This is a genomic window from Brucella sp. 22210 (genome assembly GCF_052045675.1).
In the GTDB taxonomy this organism is placed as follows: domain Bacteria; phylum Pseudomonadota; class Alphaproteobacteria; order Rhizobiales; family Rhizobiaceae; genus Brucella.
Genome location: NZ_JBQEPD010000007.1, coordinates 107,216 through 133,162, shown reverse-complemented (window position 1 = coordinate 133,162; position 25,947 = coordinate 107,216). Strand labels below are relative to the sequence as shown.

The window sequence follows — 25,947 nt, the reverse complement described above, 5'->3', positions numbered from 1 at the left end:
CACATCATATGCGTTCCGACCGTTTCGTTGGATACTTTCACAAGGGTAGGCATGGTTTTCCTCAATATTCTAAATGACTGCATTTAAATTTGAGGAATTCAGGCTTTTCGATCAAGCTGGCAGCATTGCCGTCTTCGCTTTCACCTTCTACGAGGTTGGGTTGTCACGCTGGAAAATCCAGTCGTGGTCGGGATGGTTCTTGAATCGCCATTTGCGCAGCGGTCCAGCCATGACATTGAGATAATACATCTCATAGCCATAGGGCGAGCCGCAGGGATGATGTCCCTTCGGGACCAGCACAACATCACCGTCTGAAACGGCCATTGTCTCATCAAGGCTGCCATCTTCGGTAAAGACGCGCTGGATGCCGTAACCCTGCGCCGGATTGAGCCGGTGATAATAGGTTTCCTCCAGATAGGTCATATCCGGATAATTGTCCTCGTCATGCCGATGCGGAGGGTAGGACGACCAGTTGCCCTGTGGCGTGAATACTTCCGTCACCAGCAGGCTGTCGGCAACGTCACGGCCTTCCATCGCGATATTGTGGATGTAGCGCGTGTTGGCGCCCTTGCCGCGCTGCTCCAGCGTCAGGCCTTCGGGGCCAAGTTTCTGCGCCTTGCGGCCGGGCTTGCCCGGCGCAGTGCATACGGCCAGAACACAATCGGTCGTCGCCATTGCGATCCAGTCGCTTTCCGCCGGAACATAGACGCAGTGCGGCGGCAGCTTGTCGAATACGCTCATGCGTTCGCCCATATCGCCGAAATCTTCGCTTGATGCGGTAATTCTGGCCTTGCCTTCTACCAGAACCAGAATGACCTCGGTGGCGTCGGTGCGCTCAGAGACCGTGTCGCCCGGTTTCAGCCGGTAGAGACCGAAACCGACATAGCCCCATTCGGCGCTTTCCGGTGTGATGTCGTGGACTTTGCCATGCGCGCCCTGTGGCTTGCGTAACAGATTGGCCATGTCTCAGTCTCCCTTGTCGAGCCCTGCTTCTCTGGCGAATGCTTTCAGCGATTTCAGCCCAAGCGTCTGATATTCGAACGGATTGCGAATATCCGGGTCTTGTTCGGCTTCGATCACGAGCCAGCCCTGATAACCATGTTCGGCGGCTTGCTTGAGAACGGGCACGAAATCGACTGCGCCTTCCTTGTCACCGGGGACCGTGAACACGCCGCGACGCACCCCTTCAAGGAAGGAAAGACTCTGGTCGCTGACTTCGGTCGCGATCGCCGGGCGAACATTCTTGGCATGGATATGGCCGACACGCGCCATGTGCTTTTTCGCTGCGCGCTCAGGATCGCCGCCGCCGAACAGGCAGTGTCCGGTATCGAGCAGGAGCTTCGTCGCCGGGCCGGTATGTTGCATCAGCAAGTCGATCTCGTCTTCGCTCTGCACGATCGTGCCCATATGGTGGTGATAGACGAGCGCGATCCCCTGTTCAGCCGCATGGGCGGCGAGCGCTTCGACGCCTGCGCCGAACGCGGCCCAACGGGCTTCTTCCAGCACAGGGCGCTCGGAAAGCGGCTTGTCATTGTCACCATGAATGGCGTTGGAGGTTTCGCAGACGATGATCACCTTCGAGCCCATGGCTTTCAGAAGATCGAGCGCTGGCTGCATCGCGGCCTTCTCGTCTTCGACCGAATTAACGAGCAGGTTCAGTGAGTGCCAGCCTGAGACATAGCGCAATCCGCGCGGCTCCAGCACAGCCTTGAGTGCTTGCGGTTCCTGCGGGAATTTATGGCCCTTTTCTATGCCGTCGAAGCCGATTTTCGCAGCTTCATCAAGGCATTGATCCAGCGTGATATGCGCGCCAAGGCTGCGGTCGTCATCATTGGACCAGGCAATGGGATTGGTGCCGTAAAGGATCATCGGTCAGTTTCTTTCCTTGAGCTGGGCTTCATAGTCACGGCGGGCTGTGCGCACCTGTTCGCGCTCCGATACTTCCGGCACGGCAACATCCCACCACCAGCCGCCGGTATCAGGCGTTGGATAGGGATCGGTATCGATGACGATCACGCTTGTGCGCGGGCTTTCGCGCGTTTCGGCAAGAGCCGCTTCCAGTTCCTTGATCGAGGTAACCTTGCGCGTGTCAGCCCCCATGGCGCGGGCATGTGCGGCAAAGTCGATCTGCGACGGGTTCACATGGGCCGAATGGTCGAGCAGATTGTTGAACTCCGCACCGCCCGTGGCCATCTGGAGGCGGTTGATGCAGCCAAAGCCACGATTGTCGGTCAGGACAACGGTGATTTTCTGGCCAAGCATCACGGCGGTGGCGAGTTCGGAATTCGCCATCATGTAGGAGCCATCGCCAACCATCACGATGACATCGCGATCCGGTTCAGCCATTTTGATGCCAAGGCCGCCCGCGATTTCATAGCCCATGCAGGAGAAGCCATATTCCATGTGATAGGACATGGCGCGCCCGGCTTTCCAGAGCTGGTGCAGCTCGCCCGGCATCGTGCCGGCTGCGCACATGACAACGGTATTGTCACGTGACTGGCGTTGCACGGCACCGATGACCTGCATGTCGGTGGGCAGTGCATTGCCTTCCGCCGGTGCAGCAGTAATCCGGTCCGCATCGGCAAACCATTTGTCTTTCAAGCGCGTGTCGACCGGCCGGCGCTTGTAACCCGAAAGCCCAGCGTTAAGCGCTTGCAAACCGATCCGCGCATCCGCCACCAAAGGCAGTGCATTGTGCTTGGACCCGTCATAGGGCTGGACGTTGAGCGACAGCAGCTTCCGTCCCGGATGCTTGAACAGCGCCCATGAACCGGTGGTGAAATCCTGAAAGCGGGTGCCGACGCCGATCACCAGATCCGCTTCGGCGGCAATGGCATTGGCGCTATCGGCACCTGTCACGCCGACGGGGCCGAAGTTGAGCGTATGATCCCATGGCAACGCGGATTTGCCGGCCTGCGTTTCAATGACGGGAATGCCGTGCGCTTCGGCAAATTGTTTCAAAGCCTCGTGTGCGCCGGAATAATGCACACCGCCGCCCGCGACGATCACAGGCTTGGATGCACTTTTTATGGCTGCGATGGCGGTTGCCAGCTCCAGCTCATCCGGCGGAGGGCGACGCCAATGCCAGACTTTGGGCGCAAAGAATTCCAGCGGCCAGTCATAGGCTTCCGTTTGAACATCCTGACAAAAAGCGAGCGTCACCGGGCCGCAATCGGCAGGGTCGGTCATGGTGCGGAAGGCGCGGGGCAAGGCAGTGAGAAGCTGTTCCGGCCGAGTGATGCGGTCGAAATAGCGGCTTACCGGGCGGAAACAGTCATTGACGGTCATGGTGCCGTCGCCGAAATCCTCGATCTGCTGCAGCACAGGATCAGGGCCGCGATTGGCGAAGACATCGCCCGGAATAAGCAGAACGGGCAGGCGGTTCACATGGGCCAGCGCAGCAGCTGTTACCATATTCGTCGCGCCGGGGCCGATGGAGGATGTGACGGCGCAGGCGCGTTTGCGACCAAGTTGCTTGGTATAGGCGATGGCCGCATGGGCCATGGTTTGCTCGTTATGGCCGCGCCATGTCGGCAGTTGCTCGCGGATGCCATAGAGCGCTTCGCCCAGCCCCGCCACATTGCCATGACCGAAAATGGCCCAGACGCCTGCGATGAATGTGTCGCCTTCCGGTGTCATCTGGTTCGCGAGATAACGCACCAGCGCTTGCGCGGCGGTCAGTCGAACGGTTGTCATGTCTCCTCCCGACATATGAATCAGTGTCTGCGCACTTTGTCCCAGACATCGCACAGGTTTTTGTAGCGCGCGACCATTTCGGCAATGGCCTCATCATCGCTGATCTTGCCGTTCAGCCATTTGCGCGCTGCGTCACCAAAGATGGTTCTGCCGACGGCAAAGCCTTTCACAAGATCGAAGCCCGCCGCAATTCCGAGGCTCGATTCCAGCTCCTCCGCTGGCGCATCAAGTCCAAGAACGACAATACCACGGGTGTATGGATCGTTGCGGGTGATGGCTTCACAGGCATTGGCCCAGGCCGCCTTGGTCTTCATCGGCTCCAGCTTCCACCAGTCGGGATAGACGCCGATATCATAGAAGCGCTGAATGACACGCGCCGTGGTTTCGTCATCGACGGGGCCTGCCTTGGACGGAATGATTTCCAGCAGGAATTCCAGCCGGTTGCGTCGCGCCGCCGTGAAAAGCCGTTTGACGGTGGCTTCCTGTTCAGCCTTCATGTCTGCGGTATCGTCCGGGTGGTAGAAGCACAGGAGCTTCACCACATGCTCGACCGGCCATTCCACAAGCCCGCCGCAATCGGCCCCAAGGTCCGGTTCAAGCTTCAGCGGACGCGATCCCGGCCATTCTGTGGGTCGCCCGATCCAGAGGCCGGAACCAGCCGCACGATAGAGCGCATCCCGGCCCAGCCTGCCGTCGCACAGGATGCCATAGCCGCCGCTTCCACCGGATACCTGCAAGGCGGCATCGAGGCACAACCGTTTGAACTCACCGATCCTGGCACTGTCCACGCCAGCCTCGGCAGCCATCTGTTCCAGCTGGATGCGATGATCGAAAGCGAAGACCCGCATATGCGGCCAGTCACCATTGCGGTTGGTGGACCAGTGCACCTGCTCCAGTTGCGCATCCTTGCGAAGCGCCTGATTGCGAATGCCAGTGCGGAAGAAATATTGCATTTCTTCCCAGCTTGGATAAGCGGGTGTGCAGCCATGCCGGGAGACGGCGAAAGCGCCGCAGGCATTGGCGAATTTCAGGCTGGTCGGCCAGTCTTCGCCTTTCAGCCAGCCACGCAACAGGCCGGACATGAAGCCGTCGCCTGCGCCCAACACATTGAAAACGTCGATGGGAAAGCCCTCTCCGCTTTGTCCCTTGTCGAGATCGTCCGGAATATCGCCTTCGAAAACCACCGCACCCATCGGCCCGCGTTTGCAGACAAGGACAGCATCGGTGATCTTGCGAACAGCATTGAGGGCTAAGAGCGTATCGGTCGAGCCGCCTGCAATGTGAAACTCTTCTTCCGTACCGACGATGAGGTCAAAAAGCGGCAGGCTTGATTGCAGCTTGGCAGTGACGGCAACCGACTCGATAAAACGGTTTTCGCCATCGCCATGCCCCGACAGCCCCCAGAGATTGGGACGAAAGTCGATATCAAGCGCAGTGCGGCTGCCATTCTGACGCGCAAGACGCAGCGCCTTGATGACCGCTGCTTCTGTGCGCGGATGCGACAGGTGAGTGCCGGTTGCGAGAACACATCCGGCTTCAGCGATGAAATCCGGATCGATATCGTCTTCGCAGAGCGCCATGTCGGCGCAGTTCTCGCGGTAGAAGATGAGTGGGAAATGCTGCTGGTCACGGATGCCGAGAATGACAAGTGCCGTCAGACGCTGCGGGTCGGTGACGATGCCACGCGTGTCGACACCTTCCCGTTCCAGTTCTCGCAGCAGGAAACGGCCCATATGTTCGTCGCCAACCCGCGTGATCAGCGCGGATTTGAGGCCGAGCCGGGCGGTGCCCGTTGCTATATTGGTCGGTGAGCCGCCGACATATTTGTTGAAGGAAGCCATATCTTCGAGAAGGCCGCCGATCTGCGCGCCATAGAGGTCCACCGAAGACCGGCCAATCGTTATCAAGTCGAGCGGCTTCTCCATGAAATGCGCTTCCTCCCTCGGCACCTCTTATGATGACCGCAATGCGATTCTGTGCGCATAGCAGTTATTCCATTTCTGATTAAAATGGATTTATTATTCCATTTCAACCGAAAAATGGAATGCAAGCATTTCCAGCAAAAGTGTGAAGCGGTTTTGCGTTCGGAAATGCGTATAAACAAAATGCTAGGGCGGCTTTGATGAGAAACAGCGCCGCCCTAGCCTGATTGGCGGGCGGTGCCGACAGCGACGGCAAGCGCGATGGCCAGACAAAGGGTTGCGGAAAGAGAGCGGAAAGCGCCGAAATCCACTTCGGACACTAGCAGGGTCTGGCGTGAAAGCTTGCTCAGGGGACTGACGATCGTGTCCGTGATGCCAACGACATCGATGCCGCGAGCGGCAGCTGATTCCGCCATCTCAATGGTTTCAGCAGAGTAGGGAGAAAAAGTGATTGCCAGAAGCACATCGCCTTTGCGGATGGCGTGCATGTTTTCCAGCTTGCCGACGGCGCTGTGCAGCATGGCCGGAACCTGCATCTTTTCCAGCGCATAAGCGAGATAGCTTGCCACCGGAAATGCGCGGCGGATGCCGACGAGATGGATGGTCTCGGCGCGCGCCAGAATCTCCACGGCCTTTTCCAGCGCTTCCGGTTCTATTGTCTTGAGCAGGCCTTCAAGCGATGTGCGACCGGCTTCGGCAAATTCGGCCAGCAAGGCAGGCGCGCTGTTGGCTGCTGTCTCGCGCAGATGTTCCAGACGGGTCGAATAATCCGGCCAGCCGCCAGCATACGATTCGCGGAAAAGCTTCTGCATTTCCGAGAAGCCGGAAAAGCCGAGCAATTGGCAAAACCGCATGAAGGCAGAGCTTTGAACACCTGCACCATCGGCCATTTCTGCCACTGTCGAAACCGCGATGCGATCCTGATTGGCCGCGACAAAATCCGCGCATTGCTTGAGCCGTTTCGGCAGACGGTCGGAAACTTCCAGCAAACGCGCTTCGAATTCCTTGACGGTCGCTGGGGCTGGGGATGAAGTGGAAACACTATCCATCGCGGACTTTCCAAAAGGGTGTCTTGACAATCTTTATGCTACATTCTAGCAAAATAGAATAAATATTCCAATATGCCTTGCGCGTGATCCCCAATAAACGGGGCAATTTAGCGGTAAATGCATCGGTGGGAATATCAAGCATTTTTGTAGCCGTTCAACGGCTGTTTCCTAGGAGGGATAAGGCAATGGTGACACGTCTGGCACTGCTTGGCGCAGGTCGCATCGGCAAGGTTCATGCGGGCGCGATAGCGTCGGACAAGCGCGCGAGACTGGTCGCGGTCGCCGACGCCAATGAAGCGGCGGCGCATGCCATTGCCGACGCTGCAGGTGCGGAAGTGCGCACAATCGATGAGATCGAGAAGTCCGGTGATTTCGATGCGGTGCTGATCTGCACGCCGACCAACACCCATGCCGATCTGATTGAGCGTTCTGCGCGGGCAGGCAAAGCGGTGTTCTGCGAAAAGCCAATTGATCTCGACATCGCCCGGGTGCGGGCTTGCCTGAAAGTCATCAAGGAGACCGGTGCGAAGGTGATGCTCGGCTTCAACCGCCGTTTCGATCCGCATTTTGCAGCCGTCCGCAAGGCGATTGACGATGGCCAGATCGGTAAGGTCGAAATGGTCACGATCACGAGCCGCGATCCAGGCGCGCCGCCAGCTGAATATATCAAGGTTTCAGGCGGGATTTTCCGCGATATGACGATCCATGATTTCGACATGGCGCGTTTTCTTCTCGGCGAGGAGATCGACAGCGTTTCTGCCTCCGCCTCGGTGCTGGTGGACCCGAAGATTGGCGAACTTGGCGATTATGATAGCGCCAGCGTCATCCTCACCACGGCTTCCGGTCGTCAGTGCGTTATTTCCAATTCGCGTCGCGCCTCCTATGGCTACGATCAGCGTATCGAAGTGCATGGATCGCTGGGTGCGGCATCGGCAGAAAACCAGCGTCCGGTGTCGATTGAGGTGGCGTCCAAGGATGGATACACCCGTCCGCCGCTGCACGATTTTTTCATGACGCGCTACACACAGGCCTATGCAGCGGAAATCGCGTCTTTCATCAATGCGCTGGATAGTGGCAAAGCGCCGTCGCCTTCAGCCGAGGATGGCTTGCAGGCCCTTGCTTTGGCCGAGGCGGCTTTGCGCTCGGTTAAAGAGGGCCGCACGGTGAAAGTTGCGGACGTTCTTGCCTAGCTATTGATTTCCGTTTGCCTTTCCGGTCGTGAGGCTGCGATATGCGGATATGGCTTACAAAATCGATGACCTGCCGCTTGAGGAACTTTTCCTGGCCGTGACTGGCGCGACTGCCGCGCTGACACGACTGGATGAGCGGCTGGCACGTTCTCCCATCTGTGACGGATTGATACGGCGCATGCATATGCATGACGCCGTTTCATCCATGTGGCTGGAAGGCGAACTGGTGCATCTGGAAGACCTCGTACTCCATGATGCGCTGATGGATAGCCGCACGCCGAGCCATGCCCTGACCGTCGCCCATGCGGTGCTGCGCATGCGCCGCCAGATTGCGAACCGTGCTGCGGGCTGGGCGATGAGCCCTGTCGGTATGCGGCAGCTCTTGGGGCTTAACCCCGATATCGCCGAAACACCGGAGCCGGAGCCATCCGTGCTGTCAGATGATGATGACAGCGATCCGCTGCTCGATGATATCGATGCGCTTCTGGCGCGGACTGATGCCCTGTTGAAAGGCGTGACCAGTGAAGCCCGCAAGCCGAAACCGTTGCCACGCGATACGCTGATCTATGAAGACGACTGGGACGAGGCCGAGCGGCTGCAGGAATGGCGCGATATTTTCGATTCAACCCGGCATTTGCCGCCGCTCCTGCGCGCCGCGATCATGCATGACGCCTGGTTCTCGATGCAGGTGGTGCAGCGTTCATCCTGGATTGGTCGCCTGTTGACGGCTTCCTTTCTGAGCCAGTCGGGCATTGCCGCCCATCATCTGCCCGCGATCAGCGTCGGGTTACAGACGAAGAAGCCCAATGAACGCCGTGCGCCGAACCGGCTGATGCGCCTCAAGGTTTTTCTGGCGGCAATCGAAGAGGCTGCCGAGGCGGGAATGAAGGAGCATGACCGCCTGATGCTGGCGCGCGAGCAGATGCAACGCAAGCTGAAGGGGCGCCGTTCTTCATCGCGTTTGCCCCAATTGATGGAGATGATCCTGAGCAATCCGCTGGTTTCAAGCCAGATGATCGAGAAGGAACTGCAAGTCACGCAGCAGGGCGCGCTGAAACTGGTCGGTGAACTCAACCTGCGGGAAATGACGGGCCGAGGCCGTTTTCGCGCCTGGGGTGTTCTGTAATTCAGGTCAGGCTTCGTCGCCCATGCAGTTGTCGCGCAGATGGCTGGCGAATAGCTGAAATTCGTTGCGCCGGGCCGCATTTGCCCGCCACGCCAGAACCAGCGAGCGGTAATTGTTCTTGCCTTCATAGGGCACGATGCTGAGATCGGTGCCGCGCGCCACATTGGCCTTGACCGCCAGCTCCGGCAACAGTGTGACACCCATGCCGAACTGTACGAGCTGAACCAGCGTCATTATGCTGGTGGCATGCACATCGCCACCGCTTTGCGCAGGCTTCGAACCGATGGCCGCCATCACATGTTCACGCAGGCAATGGCCGCTTTCCAAAAGCAGAAAAGGTTCATCCAGCACGTCGTCGGCATCGACGCGGTCCCTGTTGGCAAGCGCGTGGTCGCGACGCACGGCGAGGAAAAACGGATCATGACCGATTTCCGCCATTTCGAACTCGTCGAGATCATAGGGGTGCGCCACGAGCGCGACATCCAGCGTGCCAGAGCGCAGGCTTTCAAGCAGGCTGCGCGTCAGTCCTTCGCGAACCGTCAATTGCAGCTCGGGAAAGGCGCTGGCTGTCGCAGGCAGGACTTTCGGCAGGAAAAAAGGTGCGACGGACGGAATAACACCCAGCCGCAGGCGCGTGGTCAGCGGACGTTCGGCCTGTCGCGCATGTTCGGGCAGTTCTTCGATGCGCGCCACAATATCACGGGCGCGGGCCAGAAAATCCTCTCCGGCGGGCAATAGCTGCATGCGTCGGCCCGTACGGTCGATCAATGTGACGCCCAGTTCCGCTTCCAGCGCCTGAATGGCGGCGCTCAACGTCGACTGGGTGACGCCGACAGCATCAGCAGCGCGCGAAAAGGAGCTTGCCTGTACGAGCGAGAGAAAATAGTGAAGCTGGCGGACGCTGATATTGAGCATAAAATGAAGGGCTTATCGTTATAATCGATATGAACAATCGCTTTAATCGCTTTGACCGATATGGGCAAGCCGACTATAGATGACTCGCAAGCAGAAAGTTCTGAAAATTCTGAATTTTCTGAATCTTTATAGAATTTACAGGCAGGTGTTAAGATGCTCGGTATTGGCGATAAGCTTCCCTCTTTCAAGGTCACCGGCGTAAAGCCCGGCTTCAACCATCACGAAGAAAACGGCGTTTCGGCATTCGAAGAGCTGACGGAAACGAGCTTCGAAGGCAAGTGGAAGGTTATCTTCTTCTACCCGAAGGATTTCACCTTTGTCTGCCCGACGGAAATCGCTGAATTTGCCCGCCTGGCTTCGGATTTCGAAGACCGTGACGCTGTTGTTCTCGGCGGTTCCACCGACAATGAATTCGTGAAGCTGGCATGGCGTCGCGACCACAAGGATCTCGACAAGCTGCCGATCTGGTCGTTTGCCGACACCAATGGTTCGCTGGTAGACGGCCTCGGCGTTCGTTCGCCGGATGGCGTTGCCTACCGCTACACCTTCGTTGTCGATCCGGACAACACGATCCAGCACGTTTACGCAACCAACCTCAATGTTGGCCGCGCTCCGAAGGACACGCTGCGCGTTCTCGATGCTTTGCAGACCGATGAACTGTGCCCTTGCAACCGTGAAGTCGGTGGCGACACGCTGAAGGCAGCCTGATCTGCCCCGTACAAGCAATCAAAAGGCGGGTTCAGGCCCGCCTTTCTTTTATCCAGCAATAAGCAATAAGAGGGTTCCATGTCGATTGACGACCTGAAGTCAAAAATTCCGGATTTCGCCAAGGATGTCCGCCTCAACCTGTCATCCATGGCCAGCGACGAAACGCTGACCCCGCAGCAGAAATACGGTCTGTTCGTGGCTTGCGGCATCGCTTCGCGCAATGCGGATGTACGCAAGGCGCTGACTGCCGAAGCCGCTGGCAAGGTCGACGCATCGGTGGTGCAGGCTGCAAAGTCGGCCGCGTCCATCATGGGCATGAACAATGTCTATTACCGCTTCGTGCATCTGGCCTCGAACAAGGACTACCGCACACTGCCAGCCAAGCTGCGCATGAATGTGATCGGCAATCCGGGCGTGGACAAGGTTGATTTCGAACTCTGGTCGCTTGCCGTGTCGGCGATCAACGGTTGCGGCATGTGCATTGACGCGCATGAAGATGTGCTGCGCAAGGCCAATGTGACGACGGAAATCATTCAGACGGCAGCGCGTTTTGCGTCGATCATCCAGTCGGTCGCAATCGCTCTGGAAGCTGCCGACGTCGAATAAGGCTTCGGCGAAGGAAAAGAAAAAGCCCGCGTGGATCGCTCCACGCGGGCTTTTGTTTGTTCTTGAGCTTGGTCTTATTTGCCGCGCTTGAACGAGATGAAGGTAAAGCCTATCAGTGAGATCAGGGCCGCAACCACCATGTAGTAGCCGACATAGTCGAAGCTATAATGCGTGGCGAGCCAGGTCGCGATATAAGGCGCGACCGATGCGCCGAGAATGCCAGCCAGATTGAAGGTCAGCGATGCGCCGGTATAACGAACCGAGGTCGGGAACGGTTCGGCAAGTGCTGCGCCGATTGGGCCATAGGTCATGCCCATCAGGCCGAAGCCGATGATCAGGAAGGCCAGAACGCCAGCCGTACCGCCCATGAAAAGCGGAGCCATGATCAGGCCGTAGACGCCAATCAGGATCGTGACGATGATCATCACCGGGCGCATGCCGTAACGGTCGGACAGGATAGCCGACAGCGGAATGGTCAGGCCGAAGAACACAACGCCGATCATCTGAAGGACGAGGAATTCTTCACGGCTGTAGCCAAGGGCGCGCGTGCCCCAACCGAGCGAAAACACGGTCATGAGGTAGAACAGCACGAAGGTTGCGACTGCGGCAATGGTGCCGAGGAACAGGTTCAGCTTGTGCTGCTTGAACAGCGTGGCAACCGGCACTTCAACGCGCTCTGCCTTGTCGATGGCCTTCTGGAACTCCGGCGTTTCAGCGATCTTCAGGCGAATGAAGAGGCCGACCGCGACGAGAATTGCACTGGCAATGAACGGAACACGCCAGCCAAAGGCGAAGAACTGTTCTTCGGTGAGGATTTCAGCCAGGAACAGGAAAATGCCCGTTGCCAGAATGAAGCCGACCGGCGCACCGAGCTGCGGGAACATGCCGTACCAGGTACGCTTGCCTTCCGGTGCGTTTTCGGTTGCGAGCAGCACTGCGCCACCCCATTCACCACCGAGGCCGAGGCCCTGACCGAGACGGCACAGCGCCAGCAGGAGAGCTGCCCAGACGCCAATGGATTCATAGGTTGGCAGGAAGCCGATGGCGACCGTGGAAATACCCATGGTCATGAGTGCTGCAACCAGCGTTGCCTTGCGGCCGATCCGGTCGCCGAAGTGGCCGAACAGCGCGCCGCCAATCGGGCGGGCGAAGAAGGCAATCGCAAAGGTGGCAAGCGATTGTAGCAGTGCAGAATTGCCATCGCTGGCCGGGAAGAACAGATGCGGGAATACAATCACCGCGGCCGTTGCATAAATATAGAAGTCAAAGAATTCGATCGTTGTGCCGATCATGCTTGCGGCCAGAACGCGGCGCGCGGAGTTTTGCTGCGGAACAACCGCTTGAGCGACAGTCATTTTTCTTATCCGTTTTTGTGGGCTGTTATAATTGGGAGCAGCCAAGATGAGGTTCTTTAAAACCTTGCGATACGGAATCGCAAGCGGAAAAGGGTGTTTGCGTAATTTTATGAACGCAGAACTCTTCTTTTCGAAAGAAAAGTGAAAGTGGGATCAAAATCATGGGAGGCAAGAATAGGCCTTTCAATTGTCGCACGGCATCCCTAGATTCGGGTCGATAACCAGTTGGCATCAGCTCGGATGCGGATATGAAATTCATGAAACGCAATATCAGTGGCAGACGCAACATGTGGGGACTTTCCGTCCTGCACGTGCAGTCGCGTGCACTGGTGACGATTCTGTCGCTGCTGTTTCTGGTTTCCACACAGCTTTGCTATGCTATGGCGCATGATATGCCGACGGTAGGCGTTTCCGTTGGCTGCCACATGAGCGAACAGCAATCTGCTGATAGCACGATGCCGACGTCTCACCATGCGGGACAACAAGCGCCCACGGATCATGGTGCAAAGGCGCCCGTCGCCTGTGTGATGATGGCCTGCGGCTGTATTGTTCAGTTGACTGCCGATATCGGTGTGCTTGCACCGTCACAGGATTTCGGTCTTCCTCCGCTTGTTGCTGCAATGAGCAGCAATCCCCGGCACGACCTTTTACGACCTCCAATAGCGCTCTCGCTCTAATCGCCGAATGCGCTGCCGATCCATCGGCGGCGTCAGGATTATTGTCTGGAATTCTATTTGGAGACTTCACCATGCGTGGATTAACTCGCCGTCGTCTGCTCGCGCTTGGCGCGGGCGCGGCAAGTCTTGCCGCCATTCGCCCTTTGACCGGTTTTGCGCAGGATGCGCATCAGAACATGGACCATGGCGCCATAGAAATGGCCCCGGCGGCTCAGGGCCCAAGCCTGCCCATGCCGCCCTTGCTGGAACCCGATGCCGCGGCCGTCGTAAAGCTCAAGATCGGCAAAGGCCGCCATTCGTTCGAGCCGGGCAGTGATGCGGCTTCCGCCGGTATCAACGGAACCTATCTTGGTCCTGTTGTGCGCCTCAAGAATGGCGAAAGCGTCACGCTCGCCGTTGAGAACGGCATGGATGAGGAGACAACCCTGCATTGGCACGGGCTGTTCGTCCCGTCCATCCTTGACGGTGGGCCGCATAATCTCGTTCCGGCAGGAGATCGCTGGGAACCGAAGGTAACGGTCAATCAACCCGCTTCGTTCAACTGGTTTCACCCGCATTTGCATGGTTCGACCGCCCGTCAGGCGCATATGGGGATTGCCGGACTGATGATCGTCAGCGACGGCAAGGATGCGGAGCGCGGCCTGCCGGAAACCTATGGTGTGGATGATATTCCACTGGTGCTTCAGGATCGCCGTGTCATTGAAGGGGACAAGGTGTATCAGCCCGATATCATGGATCTGATGCATGGCTTTCGCGGGGACCGGCTGATCGTCAATGGCGTTATCGCGCCCGAAGCGAAAGTGCCTGCGGCAGTCGTGCGCCTGCGCATTCTCAACGGCGCAAATGCGCGCAATTTCCATGTGCGTTTCAGCGACAATCGTCTGCTGCATGTGTTTGCTTCCGATGGCGGCTTCACCGGCAAGCCGGAAGCTGTCGAGCGGCTGACGATCAGCCCCGGCGAGCGTTATGAGGTGCTGGTCGACTTTTCGACAGGTAACGAAGGTGTCGAACTTCTGACTGCAAGCGATGACAGCGGCGGCAAGGACCAGATGCTGATGCGGTTCGTTGTCGATAGTGCTCTCAAGGGAAGTGTCAAAAACATACCGGCAAATCTGGAAGCGCCGGAAGTGCCAGACCTCAGCAAATCGGTGCGCAGGCGTTCATTCTTCTTTGATGAGCGTATGGCTGAAAACATGAAGCTAATGATGCAAAAGCCTGCCGCAGACCCCCATGCTGGCCACAATATGGGCAATATGGACATGGGCAATATGGATATGGGGGCTATGCCGGGTGGTGAGATGAACCACGATATGATGCATGGCAGTCGCACATCTGCCGAGGCAGGTCCGGCGCTGGATGCGCTGACATCCGGCGTGCGCATGGCGATTGCAGGCGAACCCTTCGACATGAAGCGCATCGATGTCGAGGCCAAGATGGGTTCATGGGAAATATGGGAGCTGACCACGAAGGAAATGGCGCATCCGTTTCATATCCACGGGGCTTCTTTCCGTATCCTGACCTTGAACGGCAAGGCTCCCCCCGCCCATCAATCGGGATGGAAGGATACTGCGTTGATCGATGGCAAGGCGGAGCTTCTGGTGCACTTCGACCGTGAAGCCGTGCCCAGCCATCCGTTTATGTTCCATTGCCATGTGCTGGAGCATGAAGATGTCGGCATGATGGGACAGTTTGTGACGGTCTGATCCGATGCCGGATTGCGCGGCGGAACACCGCCGCGCAATCATCCGCACCATGCGAAGACCGAACAATTTGCTCGTCCGCACGTTAATCCTGCATCGGAAACGAATTTGAGGATGGAGGAGACGATGCGCAGTTTGATTTTAGGTTCGATACTGGCGCTTGCGAGCGTGCCCGCCTTTGCGGACGGTGTGAGCGTGAAAATGTTTGAAGCGCTGCCCACAGGACAGGGCAAGGAACTCGGCACGATTACGATTTCGCAAACCGCTGACGGCCTGCAATTTACGCCCAATCTTCAGGGCATCGCTGCGGGTGAACATGGCTTCCATGTCCATGAGAAGGGAAGTTGTGCACCAGCGGAACAGGACGGAAAGACCGTTGCCGCACAGGCGGCTGGTGGTCACTACGATCCGGGCCATACCAAGCACCATATGGGGCCGGAAGGCGAGGGCCACATGGGCGACCTGCCGCTCTTGAAAGCGGATGCAGACGGCAAGATTACCGGCAGTGTGGTTTCGCCGCGCCTCAAATCGCTGGATGAGGTCAAGGGCCGTGCCCTGATGATCCATGTTGGCGGCGATAATTATTCGGATGAGCCAAAGCCGCTCGGTGGCGGTGGCGCACGCTTTGCCTGCGGCGTGATTGAATAGTCCGCGTTAAATGCCCCGGAGTTGTCGGCTCCGGGGATTGTGTTGCGTCTGGCTTAGCCCCAGTTCTCGATGCGGAGTTTCGAGCCGTCGGAAAAGCGGGAAATGTGGAACGGTGATGGATCGACCACCGGCGTTTCACCGCTGACCATATCCGCTACCAGACGGCCAGCACCGGGGCCGATGCCGAAGCCGTGGCCGGAGAAGCCGGTTGCGACGATCAGGCCTTCAACACCGGGGATTGGCGAAATGGTCGGAATGATATCCGGCATGGTGTCGATCATCCCCGCCCATTCCTGCGCAATCGATACAGATGCGAAGGCTGGGATCGCCTGTTTCAGCTTTGCCAGAATGGCCGCATTGGCGGCGCGGTGTGGTTCCGGGTCCAGCGTGCGGACTTTCTCGAAGATAGAGACCTGATCGGCAGGACGCAGCTTCCACTGGAAGGCTTCTTCGAAAAAGCGCTGTCCGAAACGAAAGCGCACATTGAACCATTCGCCGCTCGACAGAGACGGAAGAAAATCCTTCAGATAGCGGAAGCTGTCGGGGACGATATCGGCGATCGAGCCGCCGAGGCTTGCGACCGTATAGCCGCCGTCGAGCCGCTTGCGCAGCGCAAAATCCGAATAGGCGATGGCAGGTTCAACACCGGCCTCAATCGGCGTGGTGCGGAACACCGATGAACGCACTTTGAGCTGCGGCAGGCGGGCGTTGAATTCCGATATGATCAGACGCGACCAGGCACCGCCAGCCACCACGACAGCCTCGCAACGCACGCGGCCCTTTTCCGTTAAAACGGCAGTGACACGGCCATTCGTCGTCTCGATGCCGCGCACGGCACAATTCTGCATGATGACAGCACCGTCTTCCTGCGCCTTGGCGGCAAAGGCGGGCACGGCCTTTTGCGGCTCTGCGCGGCCGTCGAGTGGCGTGATCATGCCGCCTGCGAGGCGTCGGGTCAGACCGGGAGCCAGTGCTTCGGCCTGCTGGCTGTTCAGAATGTCGGTTTCAATGCCATGCTCGCGGGCGGCGGCAATCCACTGCTCGTAACTCGCCATCTGTTCGGCTTTTTCAGCTGCATAGGCGATGCCGGTCACGCGGAAGCCGGTTTCGCGGCCCGTGCGCTCGTTCATTCCATCCCAAAGCCGCATGCTTTCAACGATCAACGGCATTTCGCGGGTATCGCGGCCCGTGCGACGGCACCAGCCCCAGTTGCGGCTGGATTGTTCGCCTGCGATTTCACCCTTCTCGAACAGGGCGACCGGGATGCCGCGTTCGGCCAGAAACAGGGCGGTGGAAACACCGATGACGCCGCCGCCGATAATGGCAATTTTCGTTTCTTGCGGCAGGCGTTCGGCTGTCGCGACCTTGTCCGTGACGGGCCCCATGATCATTCTCCTGAAGTGTGATTGGGCATGCGGAAGAGTGCCGAACATGCTCCGCTTTTTGCTGGCAATCAACCAAGTTGATACCCAAAGCAACACCGAATTCTTAAAAAGATGGAGGTGCTTATCCAGTTCTTGAGAAAATCGGTCCTGTTTTAGTGGCGAAGCTGAAAAACAGTGTCTATATGCGACGGAATGGATATGGGGATTCCGGTCAGGCATGGACGCGCGCAATCAGATTGAGCAATTGCAGGAAGAAGCCGGAGCATCTGGTCCGGCTCTGACGCTTTCGGGCGTTACCCGCCAGTTTGGCTCTGTCCTTGCGCTTAACAATGTGTCGCTCGATGTGCAGGCCGGTGAGATCATCTGCCTCGTCGGCCATTCCGGCTGCGGCAAGACCTCCATGCTGCGCATAATCGCCGGTATCGACGCGCCAGATGGCGGCTCGCTGAGTATGGGTGGCAAGGTGCTTGCCTCTCCCACAACATTCGTGGAACCGGACAAGCGCAATATCGGCGTGGTCTTTCAGGACTATGCGCTGTTTCCGCATTTGAGCGTGCGTGACAATGTCCTGTTCGGACTGCGCAAAATGCGCCGTGATGCGGCACAGGAGCGAGTGCGCGAACTGCTTGAACTTGTCGGCCTGTCGCATATGGCCGAGCGTTATCCGCATATGCTGTCAGGCGGTGAGCAGCAGCGCGTGGCGCTGATACGCGCGCTCGCGCCGAAGCCGCATCTTCTATTGATGGATGAGCCATTTTCCAATCTCGACCGCGGCCTGCGGGCAAAGGTGCGTCGCGAGACCGTCAGCCTTTTGCGCGCGCTCGGTACAACTGCAATCATCGTGACGCATGAGGCAGAGGAGGCGCTGTCGACCGGCGACCGCGTCGTGCTGATGCGTTCAGGCGAGATCGTCCAAAGCGGCACCGCGCGCGATCTCCATGATCGTCCCGAAAGCCGTTATGCGGCAGACTTCTTCTGCGATTTCAATGTTATTCCCGGTGCCTTGCAAAGCGGCGTGGTGGATACTGCTTTCGGCTCGTTCAAAGCGCCGAAAGCGCTGCAATCGGCGAAGGACGTCTCCGTCTATCTGCGCCCCGGCGATCTGCATATCGTTGGAGATGACGATGCTGTTTCTGGCGATTTGCGTTGCCTGATCGAGATGCGCACCTTCCTTGGCGAAACAGAGGAACTGGTGCTCCATGCCGACGCTGCACCATTGCGCTTGCGTCTTCGCACGCCCATCCATGTGCCAAGCACCGTCAATTATGTGTTTGTTCGTTTCGACCGCGATAAGGCCTTGATCTTCCACAGCTGATTTCGATTGGTTTGCTTTTGCCTGGCGCGGCGATTGACCGAACCAGAAACAGCTAATATAAGTTGATTGCATCACTCATCATTTAATTTGGAATTATTCCAAACGGAGGTAAAATGCCCATTTTCGCGCGTGCCAGCCTTGCTCTCGTTGCAGCGACATTTCTATCCGGAACTGCTTCCGCCAATGAGGTGAACATTTACACAACGCGCGAACCGGGCTTGATCCAGCCTCTGCTTGACGCATTCAAGGCGTCGACGGGCATTACGGTCAATACGGTGTTTCTGAAGGATGGTCTGGCCGAGCGCGTCGCGTCGGAAGGCGCGAGCTCTCCTGCCGACATTCTGATGACCGTCGATGCGGGCAACCTTGTCGATCTCGCGGAAAAGGGACTGACGCAGCCGGTCGAATCCAAGGCGCTGAGCGAAGCCGTGCCGGAACAGCTCCGTGACGCCAAGGGCAACTGGTATGCCCTGTCGCTGCGCGCCCGTGTTGTATATGCCGCAAAGGATCTGGAACTCGACGCCATCAATTACGAAGACCTGTCTGACCCGAAGTGGAAAGGCAAGATCTGCATCCGCGCTGGTCAGCATCCTTACAATACTGCGCTTTTTGCCGATTACATCGCCCATTACGGTGCTGAAAAGACCGAAGCCTGGCTGACCGGCCTGAAGGCCAATCTGGCCCGCAAGGCTGCCGGTGGCGACCGCGACGGCGCCAAGGATATTGTCGGCGGCATTTGCGATATCGCTGTTGCCAATTCCTATTATGTCGGACTGATGCGTTCGGGCAAGGGCGGCGATGAGCAGAAGGGCTGGGGCGAGGGCATCAAGGTTATTCTCCCGACCTTCAAGGACGGTGGCACGCAGGTCAATATCAGCGGCGCAGCCGTGGCCAAGAATGCCCCACATAAGGAAGAAGCTATCAAGCTTCTCGAATATCTCGTCTCCGACGAAGCACAGAAGATTTATGCCGAGGCCAATTACGAATATCCGGTGAAGCCAGGCGCTCCGGTCGATGCGATTGTGAAGTCGTTCGGCGAATTGAAGATCGACAAGGTTCCGCTGACTGAAATCGTCAGCCATCGCAAGGAAGCCAGCGAACTGGTTGATAAGGTTGGTTTCGACAACTAAAACCAGAATGACAGTATGAACAAAGCGCCGGTGCTTCATGCGCCGGCGTTTGATTATCACGAGCACGATGACAAATATGCCCGCCATAGCACGACATTCGCTTTTCCGGCCATCAAGGGCGGGGCGTGTCTGGCTTTGGGCCGCGGCGGTGATCGCGCTTCTTGTTTTCCTGCCGGTTCTGGCGCTTGCCCGCGAAGCTTTGCAGGGTTCGGCAGGTCTGTGGCAGCATTTGCTCTCCACATTATTGCCGACAGCCTTTGCCGATACAGTCATTCTGCTGGTCGGCGTCGGCTGTATTGTCGCACTTGTTGGGACGTCGATGGCTTGGCTGGTGACAGCCTACGATTTTCGCGGGCGCGGCATTCTGGAATGGGCGCTGCTGTTGCCGCTTGCGGTGCCAACCTACATTGTCGCCTATGCCTATCTGGATATTCTTCATCCGATAGGGCCGGTGCAAGGCGCTATCCGCTATGTGCTGGGCTTTGACAGTCCGCGTCAGTTTCGCCTGCCGGATATCCGTTCGATGACCGGCTGCATTCTGCTGCTGGGCTTCGTGCTCTATCCTTATGTCTATATCCCGACCCGGGCGATGTTTCTTACCCAGTCGGCCAGTCTCATGGATGCGGCGCGGACGCTCGGCGTCAGCCGTCGCGGCATTTTCTGGCGGGTGGCGCTTCCGCTGGCGCGCCCGGCTGTTGCCGTTGGTGTTAGTCTCGCCTTGATGGAAACGCTGAATGACGTTGGCGCTGCGGAATTCCTTGGCGTTCGCACGCTGACCGTATCCATCTATACGACATGGATCACGCGGTCCGATCTGCCGGGCGCGGCGCAACTCGCGCTGGCCTTGCTGCTGATCGTGGTGGCGCTGGTTTCGCTAGAGCGCTGGGCACGGCGCAAACAGCGCTTTGCTTCCAATATCCGCCATTCACGCGGTTTTGAGCCGTCAAAGGTTTCCACCGCCAGAGGATTGTGGCTGTTTGCTCTCGGCGCTCTGCCGGTCATTATCGGCTTCATTGGTCCAGCCCTCTATCTGCTCGTCGAGGCGGTCAAGCGCGCGCGCTTTGCGGGCATATCCCCGCGTCTCGCCGGGGAGGCGTTCAACACCATATTGCTGGCGTCGATTGCGACAGCGATTGTGCTGGTCTGCGGCATGATGGTGGCTTATGCGGTGCGCCTGTTTCCGGGAGCGGCCTCCCGCTGGTTCTACCGCCTGTCCACCATGGGCTATGCCGCGCCGGGTACGGTGATTGCCATCGGTATTCTGGTTGTTTCCGGCAGTTTCGATCATGTCTTCAACCTGCTGGCGGGGTATTTCTTCGGCGTGCCTGCTGGTCTGATCCTGATCGGTTCGGGCGCTGCGGTGGTCTATGCCTATGGCGTTCGGTTTATGGCCATTGCCGCTGGTGGCATCGATGCCGGGCTGGAACGAATTCCGCTGTCGCTCGATCATGCATCGCGCACCCTTGGACGGAGCGTGACGGCGACATTTCGCTCTATTCACCTGCCGCTCTCCAAAACGGCCATTGTTGCTGCCGGATTGCTGGTGTTTGTGGATTGCGTGAAAGAATTGCCAGCAACATTGCTGCTGCGCCCGCTCAATATGGAAACTTTCGCAACACATCTTTACGGCGAAGCGGCGCGCGGTACATATGAAGAAGCGTCGATTGCCGCGCTCGCCATTGTGGTGATCGGCATTGTTCCGGTTATCCTGCTTGCCCGGGTGGGTCGCAGGGTTGGCAAATAAGCTCGATAATATTACTAATATCTAATATAGTAAGAGAATTCAGTATAGACCTTACACTTTGGTATCTGATGCACTTTTGCATCGGATTTAGAATTGCTTAAGTAGTCTAGGCTAAACAATTATGCGTTGTATAACAAAAACACAAAAATGCTTCGGTGAGGGCCGACGGCGGCCTTGCACAAATGAAAGCGGGGGCGTGTCATGTTCAAAGTTATAGAATGCATATCCGTCCAACATGACAGACCCATCGTCGTTCTGGCCGCGGTCATTTCCCTGATTGGTGTTTTTGCCTTTTTCCTGCTGCTCGCGCGAGCAGGAGAATGTGCCGACAATCGCCGTGACAGCTGGCTTGCGACTGCCGCTTTTGCCGGTGGGTTGAGTGTCTGGGCCACACATTTTGTGGCGATGCTGGCCTATCAGGGCACCGTGGCGATTGAGTTCGATCTCATCATTACGACGCTTTCTGCGGTGATAGCGATTGCCGGATTCTGGGTCATGCTGCGCCTGTTCGACTTCAGCAGCTTGAAAACAAATCTGCTGGCCGGGCTTTGCGGCGCGCTTGTTATCGCCGCGATGCACTTCACCGGCATGTCCGCCATCAATGCCGCTGCTACCGTGCAATTCGACCCGATACCGATTATCGTTGGTGCTGTCGTTTCCACGCTGTTGCTCGCTGGCGCATTCGAGGTGATGCGCCTGTCCGGGCGCTGGATGCGTCTTTCCCTGGCGACCGTTCTCGGCGTCGGCTCGATCTGCGTTCTGCATTTCACCACCATGTCGTCAACCACGCTGATCCCCGACCCAAGCCTGCCAGCGGCTGATCCGCTTGGCACGGGCCGCATGTGGATTGTCGGCGCCGTTGCGACGGTATCCTGCTTCATTGCCTTCATGACTGTCGCCGCCGTGTTCATCGACCGTTACATGACGGATTTGAAGGGCTTTGCGAATGCGACGCTGGATGGCCTTGCCGTTATCCGCGATGACCGGATTGTCGAAGTGAATGCGCGTTTCTCCCGACTGATGAACAGCAATGAAAAGGCGCTGGTCGGACGTTCGCCGGAAGATCTGTTGCTCACGGCGGATGGTCTGCCTGCTGCCGCGCCGCGTCAGGCGGCTGTCGAGGCGAAGCCACGGCAGGAAAACGACGAGCGGATTTTCGAACTCGCGGTCCACACGATTGAATATCAGGGCAAGTCTTGTGAGGTTCTTGCTGTGCGCGATCTGACCGAAAAGCGCGCCGCGCAACGCCAGATCGAGCATATGGCGAACCATGATGCGCTGACCGATCTGCCCAATCGTGCCTTTTTCGAGCAGCGGTTGAGCAATGCTGTCGGTGGACGCTCGCAGCAGCGCTGCGCCGTTTTCGCGCTGGACCTCGACCGGTTCAAAGCGGTGAACGATATTTTCGGTCATGCGCAAGGCGACCGGGTGCTGAAAACTGTTGCTAATATTTTGCGGCGCACGATCAGTGGCGTCGATACGGCGGCCCGCATTGGCGGCGATGAGTTCGTCATCCTGCAGGTCGGCGTGCCGCAGCCATCCGGTGCGCGCAAGCTCGCCGAGCAGATATTGGAAGAATTCAAGTCGGAGATGAATATGATTGCCGACCAGACAGCGGTCGGCGTCAGTATCGGTGTTGCAATCTACCCGACCGATGGCCGCGATGCTGAAACGCTGCGCCATGCGGCAGACGTCGCGCTTTATCGTGCCAAGACCAGCGGCAAGGGCATGGTGGCTTTCTATTCGCCGGAAATGGATCGCGAAATTACCGAACGGCGGCAGCTCGAAGCCGATCTGCGTCAGGCCATGTCGCGCGGTCAGATCACCATCGCTTATCAGCCGCTGATCGGAACTGCCGATGGCTCCTGCAAGGGCTATGAAGCGCTGCTGCGCTGGACGCATCCCGAACGGGGGTCGATTCCTCCGGAAGTATTCATTCCGATTGCCGAAGAAACCGGCGTGATTATCGCCCTTGGCGAGTGGGTGCTGCGTGAAGCCTGCCGCACGGCGGCGACATGGGACCGTCATCTGACGATTGCCGTCAATGTGTCTCCGGTCCAGTTCCGCTTGACCAATCTGCCTGAAACGGTTGCTTCCGTTCTGGACGAAGCCGGACTTGAGCCTTACCGGCTGGAACTGGAAGTCACGGAAGCAGCGCTTATCAAGGACAGGCCAACGACGCTGGAATTGCTGCGCCGTATCAAGAAGCTGGGCGTGCGCATTGTGATGGACGACTTCGGCACCGGCTATTCTTCGCTGAACAACCTCCAGAGCTTCCCATTCGACAAGATCAAGATCGACCGCAGCTTTATCAATACGATGGAAACGGATGTCAGCTCCCACGCCATTGTGCGGGCGATCGTGGGACTTGGGCGCAGCCTTGATCTGCCTGTTGTCGCTGAAGGTATCGAGAACTTTCATCAGCACCGCATGGTGATCGAAGAGGGCTGTGCGCAGGTGCAGGGCTTCCTGTTCGGGCGTCCCGCCCATACACCGGGGGCTGCCGATCCATCGGATAACGTTCCCTATAAGAAGCTGGTGGACGAGTGAGAGCGAGCCTACTTGCTTGGCGCTGTGAATAAACCCAAGTTCTGGCCCGTGTTCCGTGGCTGAATACTCTGCCAAATTGTTACAACGCTGTTACATGACAGTAGTGTAACGCGCTTTCTGAGCGCGTTACACCTGCCTGCGCTCGCATTGCGTGAAGGCGAATTATCCAAGACTATCAAGGGGATTGCAGCGGCTAACCTATCGGAGGGTAGCCGGGATAGTATAATGTTTTCAACACGATATTTCGCGTGATCGCAATAATAAGTGAATTTATTACAAGGAGCTTTCCGTGCTTCTAACACGTTGAAGCCACAAATTGACAGCTCAATGGGGCTGAAGCATCGGGCAAGAAACAAAATCGGTTTTTGTTGGAAAGCACGATGCCTGGATATGAACCTAAACAATACCTTCGGTTCGGAAGGAAAAGCCAAGTGGCGGCTTTAACCCGACGTATCGCGGCTTAAGTTGGATGATGGATATTATGCTTACTTCGCAGCAATGGCTCCCGGTCGAATTGCTCAACATCGGGCTGGCCGCGGCTCTTTTCTTCGCCTGCCTTGTCCACTCGTTGTGGAAGGCGGTTTTCGATGAACTCAACCCGGTTTTCTGGCGTCGCACCGCTGCCCTTTTGTGGGCTGGCGTTGTAGTCGTCGCACTGAGCGGTGGACTGGATACGTTCAACTGGGTGCAGGCGCTTGGCTGGATGCTCGTCGCCGGCGGCGTCGTCGCGACTGTGGTTCGCGCCGGTCTGTCCTATTATCGCCAGTACTGCGCACATAACCAGCAGGGCGTCTTCGGTCGTCGTACGCGACTTTCGGGACGGTGAGCCTTATGTTTGCAAGAACTGAAACAATGCCCTTGCGCACTCACCGCCCTTATAGCCTGCGCTCGTTCTTTATCCGCGCTTTTGGCTCTGCACGATCCCGTAAATATTCGTAGAACGGGCGCCTGAGCGGCAATAGGCGAAGAATGGACCTTCCGCTTCGTCGAGCGCTGCCGCCATGGCATCGACATCATCCTGCGTCAGCTGGCCGCCAACCACCGGAATGTAATAGGTGGCGAGGCCAGCTTTCTCTGCTACGCGCGCAATTTCTGCAAAATCCGGCTGCTCCGGGCCGCCTTCGCCGTCCGGACGGTTACAGATGATGGTCTGAAAACCTTCTGCCGCAATGTCGCGCACGTCGTCGGGTGAAATCTGGCCCGAGACAGAGTAATTGTCGTCGATCTGGCGAATATCCATTTTATCCTCGCTATCGGCGCTGCTGATCATACACAAAATTGTATTCGACCGTGGCCGAATTGCTTTGTGCTGCATGCCTGTTCGCTGGCACCTTACATAAAACCCGATATGATGCCACATCAAACTGTAGCAATATGTCGGGATGCAAAAACAGCAGGCGAGAGGCATGACGATACCCAAGATCAGTCAGGATGTAGTGCGTCTTGCACATCGCGTTTCGGGCTTCCAGGAAGGGCACCGCGCCGTTCCGGAGGAGGTGCCCGTCGCGATGAGCTATAATGGCTCCACACAGGCTGTGATGATGGCGACGCCCTCCGACCTGGAGGATTTCGCTGTCGGGTTCAGTCTCACCGAAGGCGTTATCGACGATGCCAGTCAGATCGAAAGCATCGAGCTTGTCGCTTTCGCGCAAGGGGTTGATGTACAGATGCGCCTTGCCGAATTGCCGGAACAGCGGCTGGCCGCGCGTCGCCGCTTCATGGCGGGCCCGGTTGGCTGTGGCCTATGCGGCATCGATTCCATCGAGCAGGCTCTACGCCCGGTCATGCCGCTCAAGGCGGATAATCACCGCATTTCGGCGAACACCATTGCTGTGGCGATGGCCGCGTTGGGGCGCGAACAGCAATTGAATGCGATGACCCATTCTGTTCACGCTGCAGGCTTTTACAGGCCACAGCAGGGCTTGATTGCCGCGCGTGAGGATGTCGGTCGGCACAATGCGCTGGATAAGCTCGTTGGCGCTCTGGCGCGCGATGGTGCTGAAACGGAGCACGGCATAACCGTGATCACGAGCCGGGTATCCGTTGAAATGGTGCAAAAGGCAGTGAAACTCGGCGCGCCTGTGCTGGCGGCTATTTCAGCGCCGACGGCTCTTGCCATCAGGACAGCGGAAGAGGCCAATCTCACTCTTGTCGCCATCGTGCGCGGCGAGGAATTCGACGTCTATACGCATGGCGAGCGAATTGTGACCGATTGAGTGACGGCCCCGCAG

At 57.7% G+C, this 25,947-nt stretch carries 22 protein-coding genes; 13 read left to right on the top strand and 9 right to left on the bottom strand.

The features are described from left to right. Window positions 1-147: 147 nt before the first annotated feature. The 5 genes from iolB to ACTJKP_RS11595 form a co-directional block, all read right to left on the bottom strand. Window positions 148-963 carry a 5-deoxy-glucuronate isomerase gene (gene iolB / locus ACTJKP_RS11615; protein ID WP_440630761.1) on the bottom strand — a complete coding sequence of 272 codons (816 nt, stop codon included), beginning with the start codon at window positions 961-963 and terminating at the stop codon, window positions 148-150. A 3-nt stretch (window positions 964-966) separates the two neighbouring features. Then, window positions 967-1,869 (bottom strand): myo-inosose-2 dehydratase, encoded by a 903-nt coding sequence (gene iolE / locus ACTJKP_RS11610; RefSeq protein ID WP_440630760.1) that lies wholly within the window; start codon window positions 1,867-1,869, stop codon window positions 967-969. A 3-nt stretch (window positions 1,870-1,872) separates the two neighbouring features. Beyond that, a complete protein-coding gene (iolD, locus tag ACTJKP_RS11605) occupies window positions 1,873-3,696 on the bottom strand; it encodes a 3D-(3,5/4)-trihydroxycyclohexane-1,2-dione acylhydrolase (decyclizing) (RefSeq protein ID WP_440630759.1) in 1,824 nt (607 codons plus the stop codon). A gap of 20 nt (window positions 3,697-3,716) precedes the next feature. Then, window positions 3,717-5,621, bottom strand: a complete 1,905-nt coding sequence (locus ACTJKP_RS11600; protein WP_440630758.1) for a bifunctional 5-dehydro-2-deoxygluconokinase/5-dehydro-2-deoxyphosphogluconate aldolase — start codon at window positions 5,619-5,621, stop codon at window positions 3,717-3,719. Between the two features lie 215 nt (window positions 5,622-5,836). Beyond that, a complete protein-coding gene (locus ACTJKP_RS11595) occupies window positions 5,837-6,667 on the bottom strand; it encodes a MurR/RpiR family transcriptional regulator (protein WP_440630757.1) in 831 nt (276 codons plus the stop codon). A gap of 185 nt (window positions 6,668-6,852) precedes the next feature. Between ACTJKP_RS11595 and iolG the strand changes: the two genes are divergently transcribed. Beyond that, window positions 6,853-7,857 (top strand): inositol 2-dehydrogenase, encoded by a 1,005-nt coding sequence (gene iolG, locus ACTJKP_RS11590; RefSeq protein WP_440630756.1) that lies wholly within the window; start codon window positions 6,853-6,855, stop codon window positions 7,855-7,857. A 49-nt stretch (window positions 7,858-7,906) separates the two neighbouring features. Continuing rightward, window positions 7,907-8,983 (top strand): RHE_PE00001 family protein, encoded by a 1,077-nt coding sequence (locus tag ACTJKP_RS11585; protein ID WP_440630755.1) that lies wholly within the window; start codon window positions 7,907-7,909, stop codon window positions 8,981-8,983. A 6-nt stretch (window positions 8,984-8,989) separates the two neighbouring features. Here the strand turns inward: ACTJKP_RS11585 and ACTJKP_RS11580 are convergent, their stop codons facing one another. After that, entirely contained in the window at window positions 8,990-9,898 is a 909-nt protein-coding gene (locus tag ACTJKP_RS11580; RefSeq protein ID WP_440630754.1) for a hydrogen peroxide-inducible genes activator, read from the bottom strand. Between the two features lie 153 nt (window positions 9,899-10,051). Between ACTJKP_RS11580 and ACTJKP_RS11575 the strand changes: the two genes are divergently transcribed. Continuing rightward, the gene (locus ACTJKP_RS11575) at window positions 10,052-10,606 is read left to right on the top strand and encodes a peroxiredoxin (RefSeq protein ID WP_078336808.1); all 555 of its coding nucleotides are present in this window, start codon (window positions 10,052-10,054) and stop codon (window positions 10,604-10,606) included. Between the two features lie 78 nt (window positions 10,607-10,684). Then, on the top strand, window positions 10,685-11,212 hold the full coding sequence (locus ACTJKP_RS11570) for a carboxymuconolactone decarboxylase family protein (RefSeq protein ID WP_440630753.1): 528 nt from the start codon (window positions 10,685-10,687) through the stop codon (window positions 11,210-11,212). A 74-nt stretch (window positions 11,213-11,286) separates the two neighbouring features. Here the strand turns inward: ACTJKP_RS11570 and ACTJKP_RS11565 are convergent, their stop codons facing one another. After that, window positions 11,287-12,567, bottom strand: coding sequence for an MFS transporter (locus tag ACTJKP_RS11565; RefSeq protein ID WP_440630752.1), 1,281 nt, complete (start codon window positions 12,565-12,567; stop codon window positions 11,287-11,289). Between the two features lie 248 nt (window positions 12,568-12,815). Between ACTJKP_RS11565 and ACTJKP_RS11560 the strand changes: the two genes are divergently transcribed. From ACTJKP_RS11560 to sodC, 3 genes are all read left to right on the top strand, one after another. Further along, entirely contained in the window at window positions 12,816-13,244 is a 429-nt protein-coding gene (locus ACTJKP_RS11560; RefSeq protein ID WP_440630751.1) for a hypothetical protein, read from the top strand. A gap of 71 nt (window positions 13,245-13,315) precedes the next feature. Beyond that, entirely contained in the window at window positions 13,316-14,947 is a 1,632-nt protein-coding gene (cueO, locus tag ACTJKP_RS11555; RefSeq protein WP_440630750.1) for a multicopper oxidase CueO, read from the top strand. Between the two features lie 123 nt (window positions 14,948-15,070). Next, on the top strand, window positions 15,071-15,592 hold the full coding sequence (gene sodC, locus ACTJKP_RS11550; protein ID WP_440630749.1) for a superoxide dismutase [Cu-Zn] SodC: 522 nt from the start codon (window positions 15,071-15,073) through the stop codon (window positions 15,590-15,592). A gap of 53 nt (window positions 15,593-15,645) precedes the next feature. Here sodC and ACTJKP_RS11545 read toward each other — a convergent pair whose 3' ends face one another. Next, window positions 15,646-16,977 carry an NAD(P)/FAD-dependent oxidoreductase gene (locus ACTJKP_RS11545; RefSeq protein ID WP_182519789.1) on the bottom strand — a complete coding sequence of 444 codons (1,332 nt, stop codon included), beginning with the start codon at window positions 16,975-16,977 and terminating at the stop codon, window positions 15,646-15,648. A 217-nt stretch (window positions 16,978-17,194) separates the two neighbouring features. Between ACTJKP_RS11545 and ACTJKP_RS11540 the strand changes: the two genes are divergently transcribed. The 5 genes from ACTJKP_RS11540 to ACTJKP_RS11520 all read left to right on the top strand — a co-directional run bounded on the left by ACTJKP_RS11540 (window position 17,195) and on the right by ACTJKP_RS11520 (window position 24,542). Beyond that, window positions 17,195-18,292 (top strand): ABC transporter ATP-binding protein, encoded by a 1,098-nt coding sequence (locus tag ACTJKP_RS11540; RefSeq protein ID WP_440630748.1) that lies wholly within the window; start codon window positions 17,195-17,197, stop codon window positions 18,290-18,292. A 113-nt stretch (window positions 18,293-18,405) separates the two neighbouring features. Further along, entirely contained in the window at window positions 18,406-19,422 is a 1,017-nt protein-coding gene (locus ACTJKP_RS11535; RefSeq protein WP_440630747.1) for a Fe(3+) ABC transporter substrate-binding protein, read from the top strand. 67 nt (window positions 19,423-19,489) lie between these two features. Then, window positions 19,490-21,166, top strand: coding sequence for an ABC transporter permease (locus ACTJKP_RS11530; RefSeq protein ID WP_440630746.1), 1,677 nt, complete (start codon window positions 19,490-19,492; stop codon window positions 21,164-21,166). Window positions 21,167-21,367: 201 nt separating this feature from the next. Continuing rightward, window positions 21,368-23,716, top strand: coding sequence for a bifunctional diguanylate cyclase/phosphodiesterase (locus tag ACTJKP_RS11525; RefSeq protein ID WP_440630745.1), 2,349 nt, complete (start codon window positions 21,368-21,370; stop codon window positions 23,714-23,716). A 472-nt stretch (window positions 23,717-24,188) separates the two neighbouring features. Beyond that, window positions 24,189-24,542, top strand: a complete 354-nt coding sequence (locus ACTJKP_RS11520) for a hypothetical protein (RefSeq protein ID WP_440630832.1) — start codon at window positions 24,189-24,191, stop codon at window positions 24,540-24,542. 69 nt (window positions 24,543-24,611) lie between these two features. On the opposite strand, the gene ACTJKP_RS11515 is transcribed toward ACTJKP_RS11520, so the two are convergent. Continuing rightward, entirely contained in the window at window positions 24,612-24,956 is a 345-nt protein-coding gene (locus ACTJKP_RS11515) for a TIGR01244 family sulfur transferase (protein WP_078337067.1), read from the bottom strand. Window positions 24,957-25,122: 166 nt separating this feature from the next. Here ACTJKP_RS11515 and fdhD point away from each other — a divergent pair, with 166 nt between their 5' ends. Then, on the top strand, window positions 25,123-25,932 hold the full coding sequence (fdhD, locus tag ACTJKP_RS11510) for a formate dehydrogenase accessory sulfurtransferase FdhD (protein WP_440630744.1): 810 nt from the start codon (window positions 25,123-25,125) through the stop codon (window positions 25,930-25,932). The last annotated feature ends 15 nt before the right edge of the window (window positions 25,933-25,947 follow it).

What these genes read in the sequence shown, in the direction of transcription:
- ACTJKP_RS11595 (WP_440630757.1), bottom strand. Translation starts at nt 6,667, where the DNA reads ATGGATAGTGTTTCCACTTCATCCCCAGCCCCAGCGACCGTCAAGGAA.
- sodC (WP_440630749.1), top strand. Translation starts at nt 15,071, where the DNA reads ATGCGCAGTTTGATTTTAGGTTCGATACTGGCGCTTGCGAGCGTGCCC.
- iolD (WP_440630759.1), bottom strand. Translation starts at nt 3,696, where the DNA reads ATGACAACCGTTCGACTGACCGCCGCGCAAGCGCTGGTGCGTTATCTC.
- ACTJKP_RS11575 (WP_078336808.1), top strand. Translation starts at nt 10,052, where the DNA reads ATGCTCGGTATTGGCGATAAGCTTCCCTCTTTCAAGGTCACCGGCGTA.
- ACTJKP_RS11570 (WP_440630753.1), top strand. Translation starts at nt 10,685, where the DNA reads ATGTCGATTGACGACCTGAAGTCAAAAATTCCGGATTTCGCCAAGGAT.
- ACTJKP_RS11585 (WP_440630755.1), top strand. Translation starts at nt 7,907, where the DNA reads ATGGCTTACAAAATCGATGACCTGCCGCTTGAGGAACTTTTCCTGGCC.
- ACTJKP_RS11520 (WP_440630832.1), top strand. Translation starts at nt 24,189, where the DNA reads ATGGATATTATGCTTACTTCGCAGCAATGGCTCCCGGTCGAATTGCTC.
- ACTJKP_RS11530 (WP_440630746.1), top strand. Translation starts at nt 19,490, where the DNA reads ATGACAAATATGCCCGCCATAGCACGACATTCGCTTTTCCGGCCATCA.
- iolG (WP_440630756.1), top strand. Translation starts at nt 6,853, where the DNA reads ATGGTGACACGTCTGGCACTGCTTGGCGCAGGTCGCATCGGCAAGGTT.
- ACTJKP_RS11580 (WP_440630754.1), bottom strand. Translation starts at nt 9,898, where the DNA reads ATGCTCAATATCAGCGTCCGCCAGCTTCACTATTTTCTCTCGCTCGTA.
- ACTJKP_RS11560 (WP_440630751.1), top strand. Translation starts at nt 12,816, where the DNA reads ATGAAATTCATGAAACGCAATATCAGTGGCAGACGCAACATGTGGGGA.
- ACTJKP_RS11545 (WP_182519789.1), bottom strand. Translation starts at nt 16,977, where the DNA reads ATGGGGCCCGTCACGGACAAGGTCGCGACAGCCGAACGCCTGCCGCAA.
- iolB (WP_440630761.1), bottom strand. Translation starts at nt 963, where the DNA reads ATGGCCAATCTGTTACGCAAGCCACAGGGCGCGCATGGCAAAGTCCAC.
- ACTJKP_RS11535 (WP_440630747.1), top strand. Translation starts at nt 18,406, where the DNA reads ATGCCCATTTTCGCGCGTGCCAGCCTTGCTCTCGTTGCAGCGACATTT.
- fdhD (WP_440630744.1), top strand. Translation starts at nt 25,123, where the DNA reads ATGACGATACCCAAGATCAGTCAGGATGTAGTGCGTCTTGCACATCGC.
- cueO (WP_440630750.1), top strand. Translation starts at nt 13,316, where the DNA reads ATGCGTGGATTAACTCGCCGTCGTCTGCTCGCGCTTGGCGCGGGCGCG.
- ACTJKP_RS11565 (WP_440630752.1), bottom strand. Translation starts at nt 12,567, where the DNA reads ATGACTGTCGCTCAAGCGGTTGTTCCGCAGCAAAACTCCGCGCGCCGC.
- ACTJKP_RS11600 (WP_440630758.1), bottom strand. Translation starts at nt 5,621, where the DNA reads ATGGAGAAGCCGCTCGACTTGATAACGATTGGCCGGTCTTCGGTGGAC.
- ACTJKP_RS11515 (WP_078337067.1), bottom strand. Translation starts at nt 24,956, where the DNA reads ATGGATATTCGCCAGATCGACGACAATTACTCTGTCTCGGGCCAGATT.
- iolE (WP_440630760.1), bottom strand. Translation starts at nt 1,869, where the DNA reads ATGATCCTTTACGGCACCAATCCCATTGCCTGGTCCAATGATGACGAC.
- ACTJKP_RS11525 (WP_440630745.1), top strand. Translation starts at nt 21,368, where the DNA reads ATGTTCAAAGTTATAGAATGCATATCCGTCCAACATGACAGACCCATC.
- ACTJKP_RS11540 (WP_440630748.1), top strand. Translation starts at nt 17,195, where the DNA reads ATGGACGCGCGCAATCAGATTGAGCAATTGCAGGAAGAAGCCGGAGCA.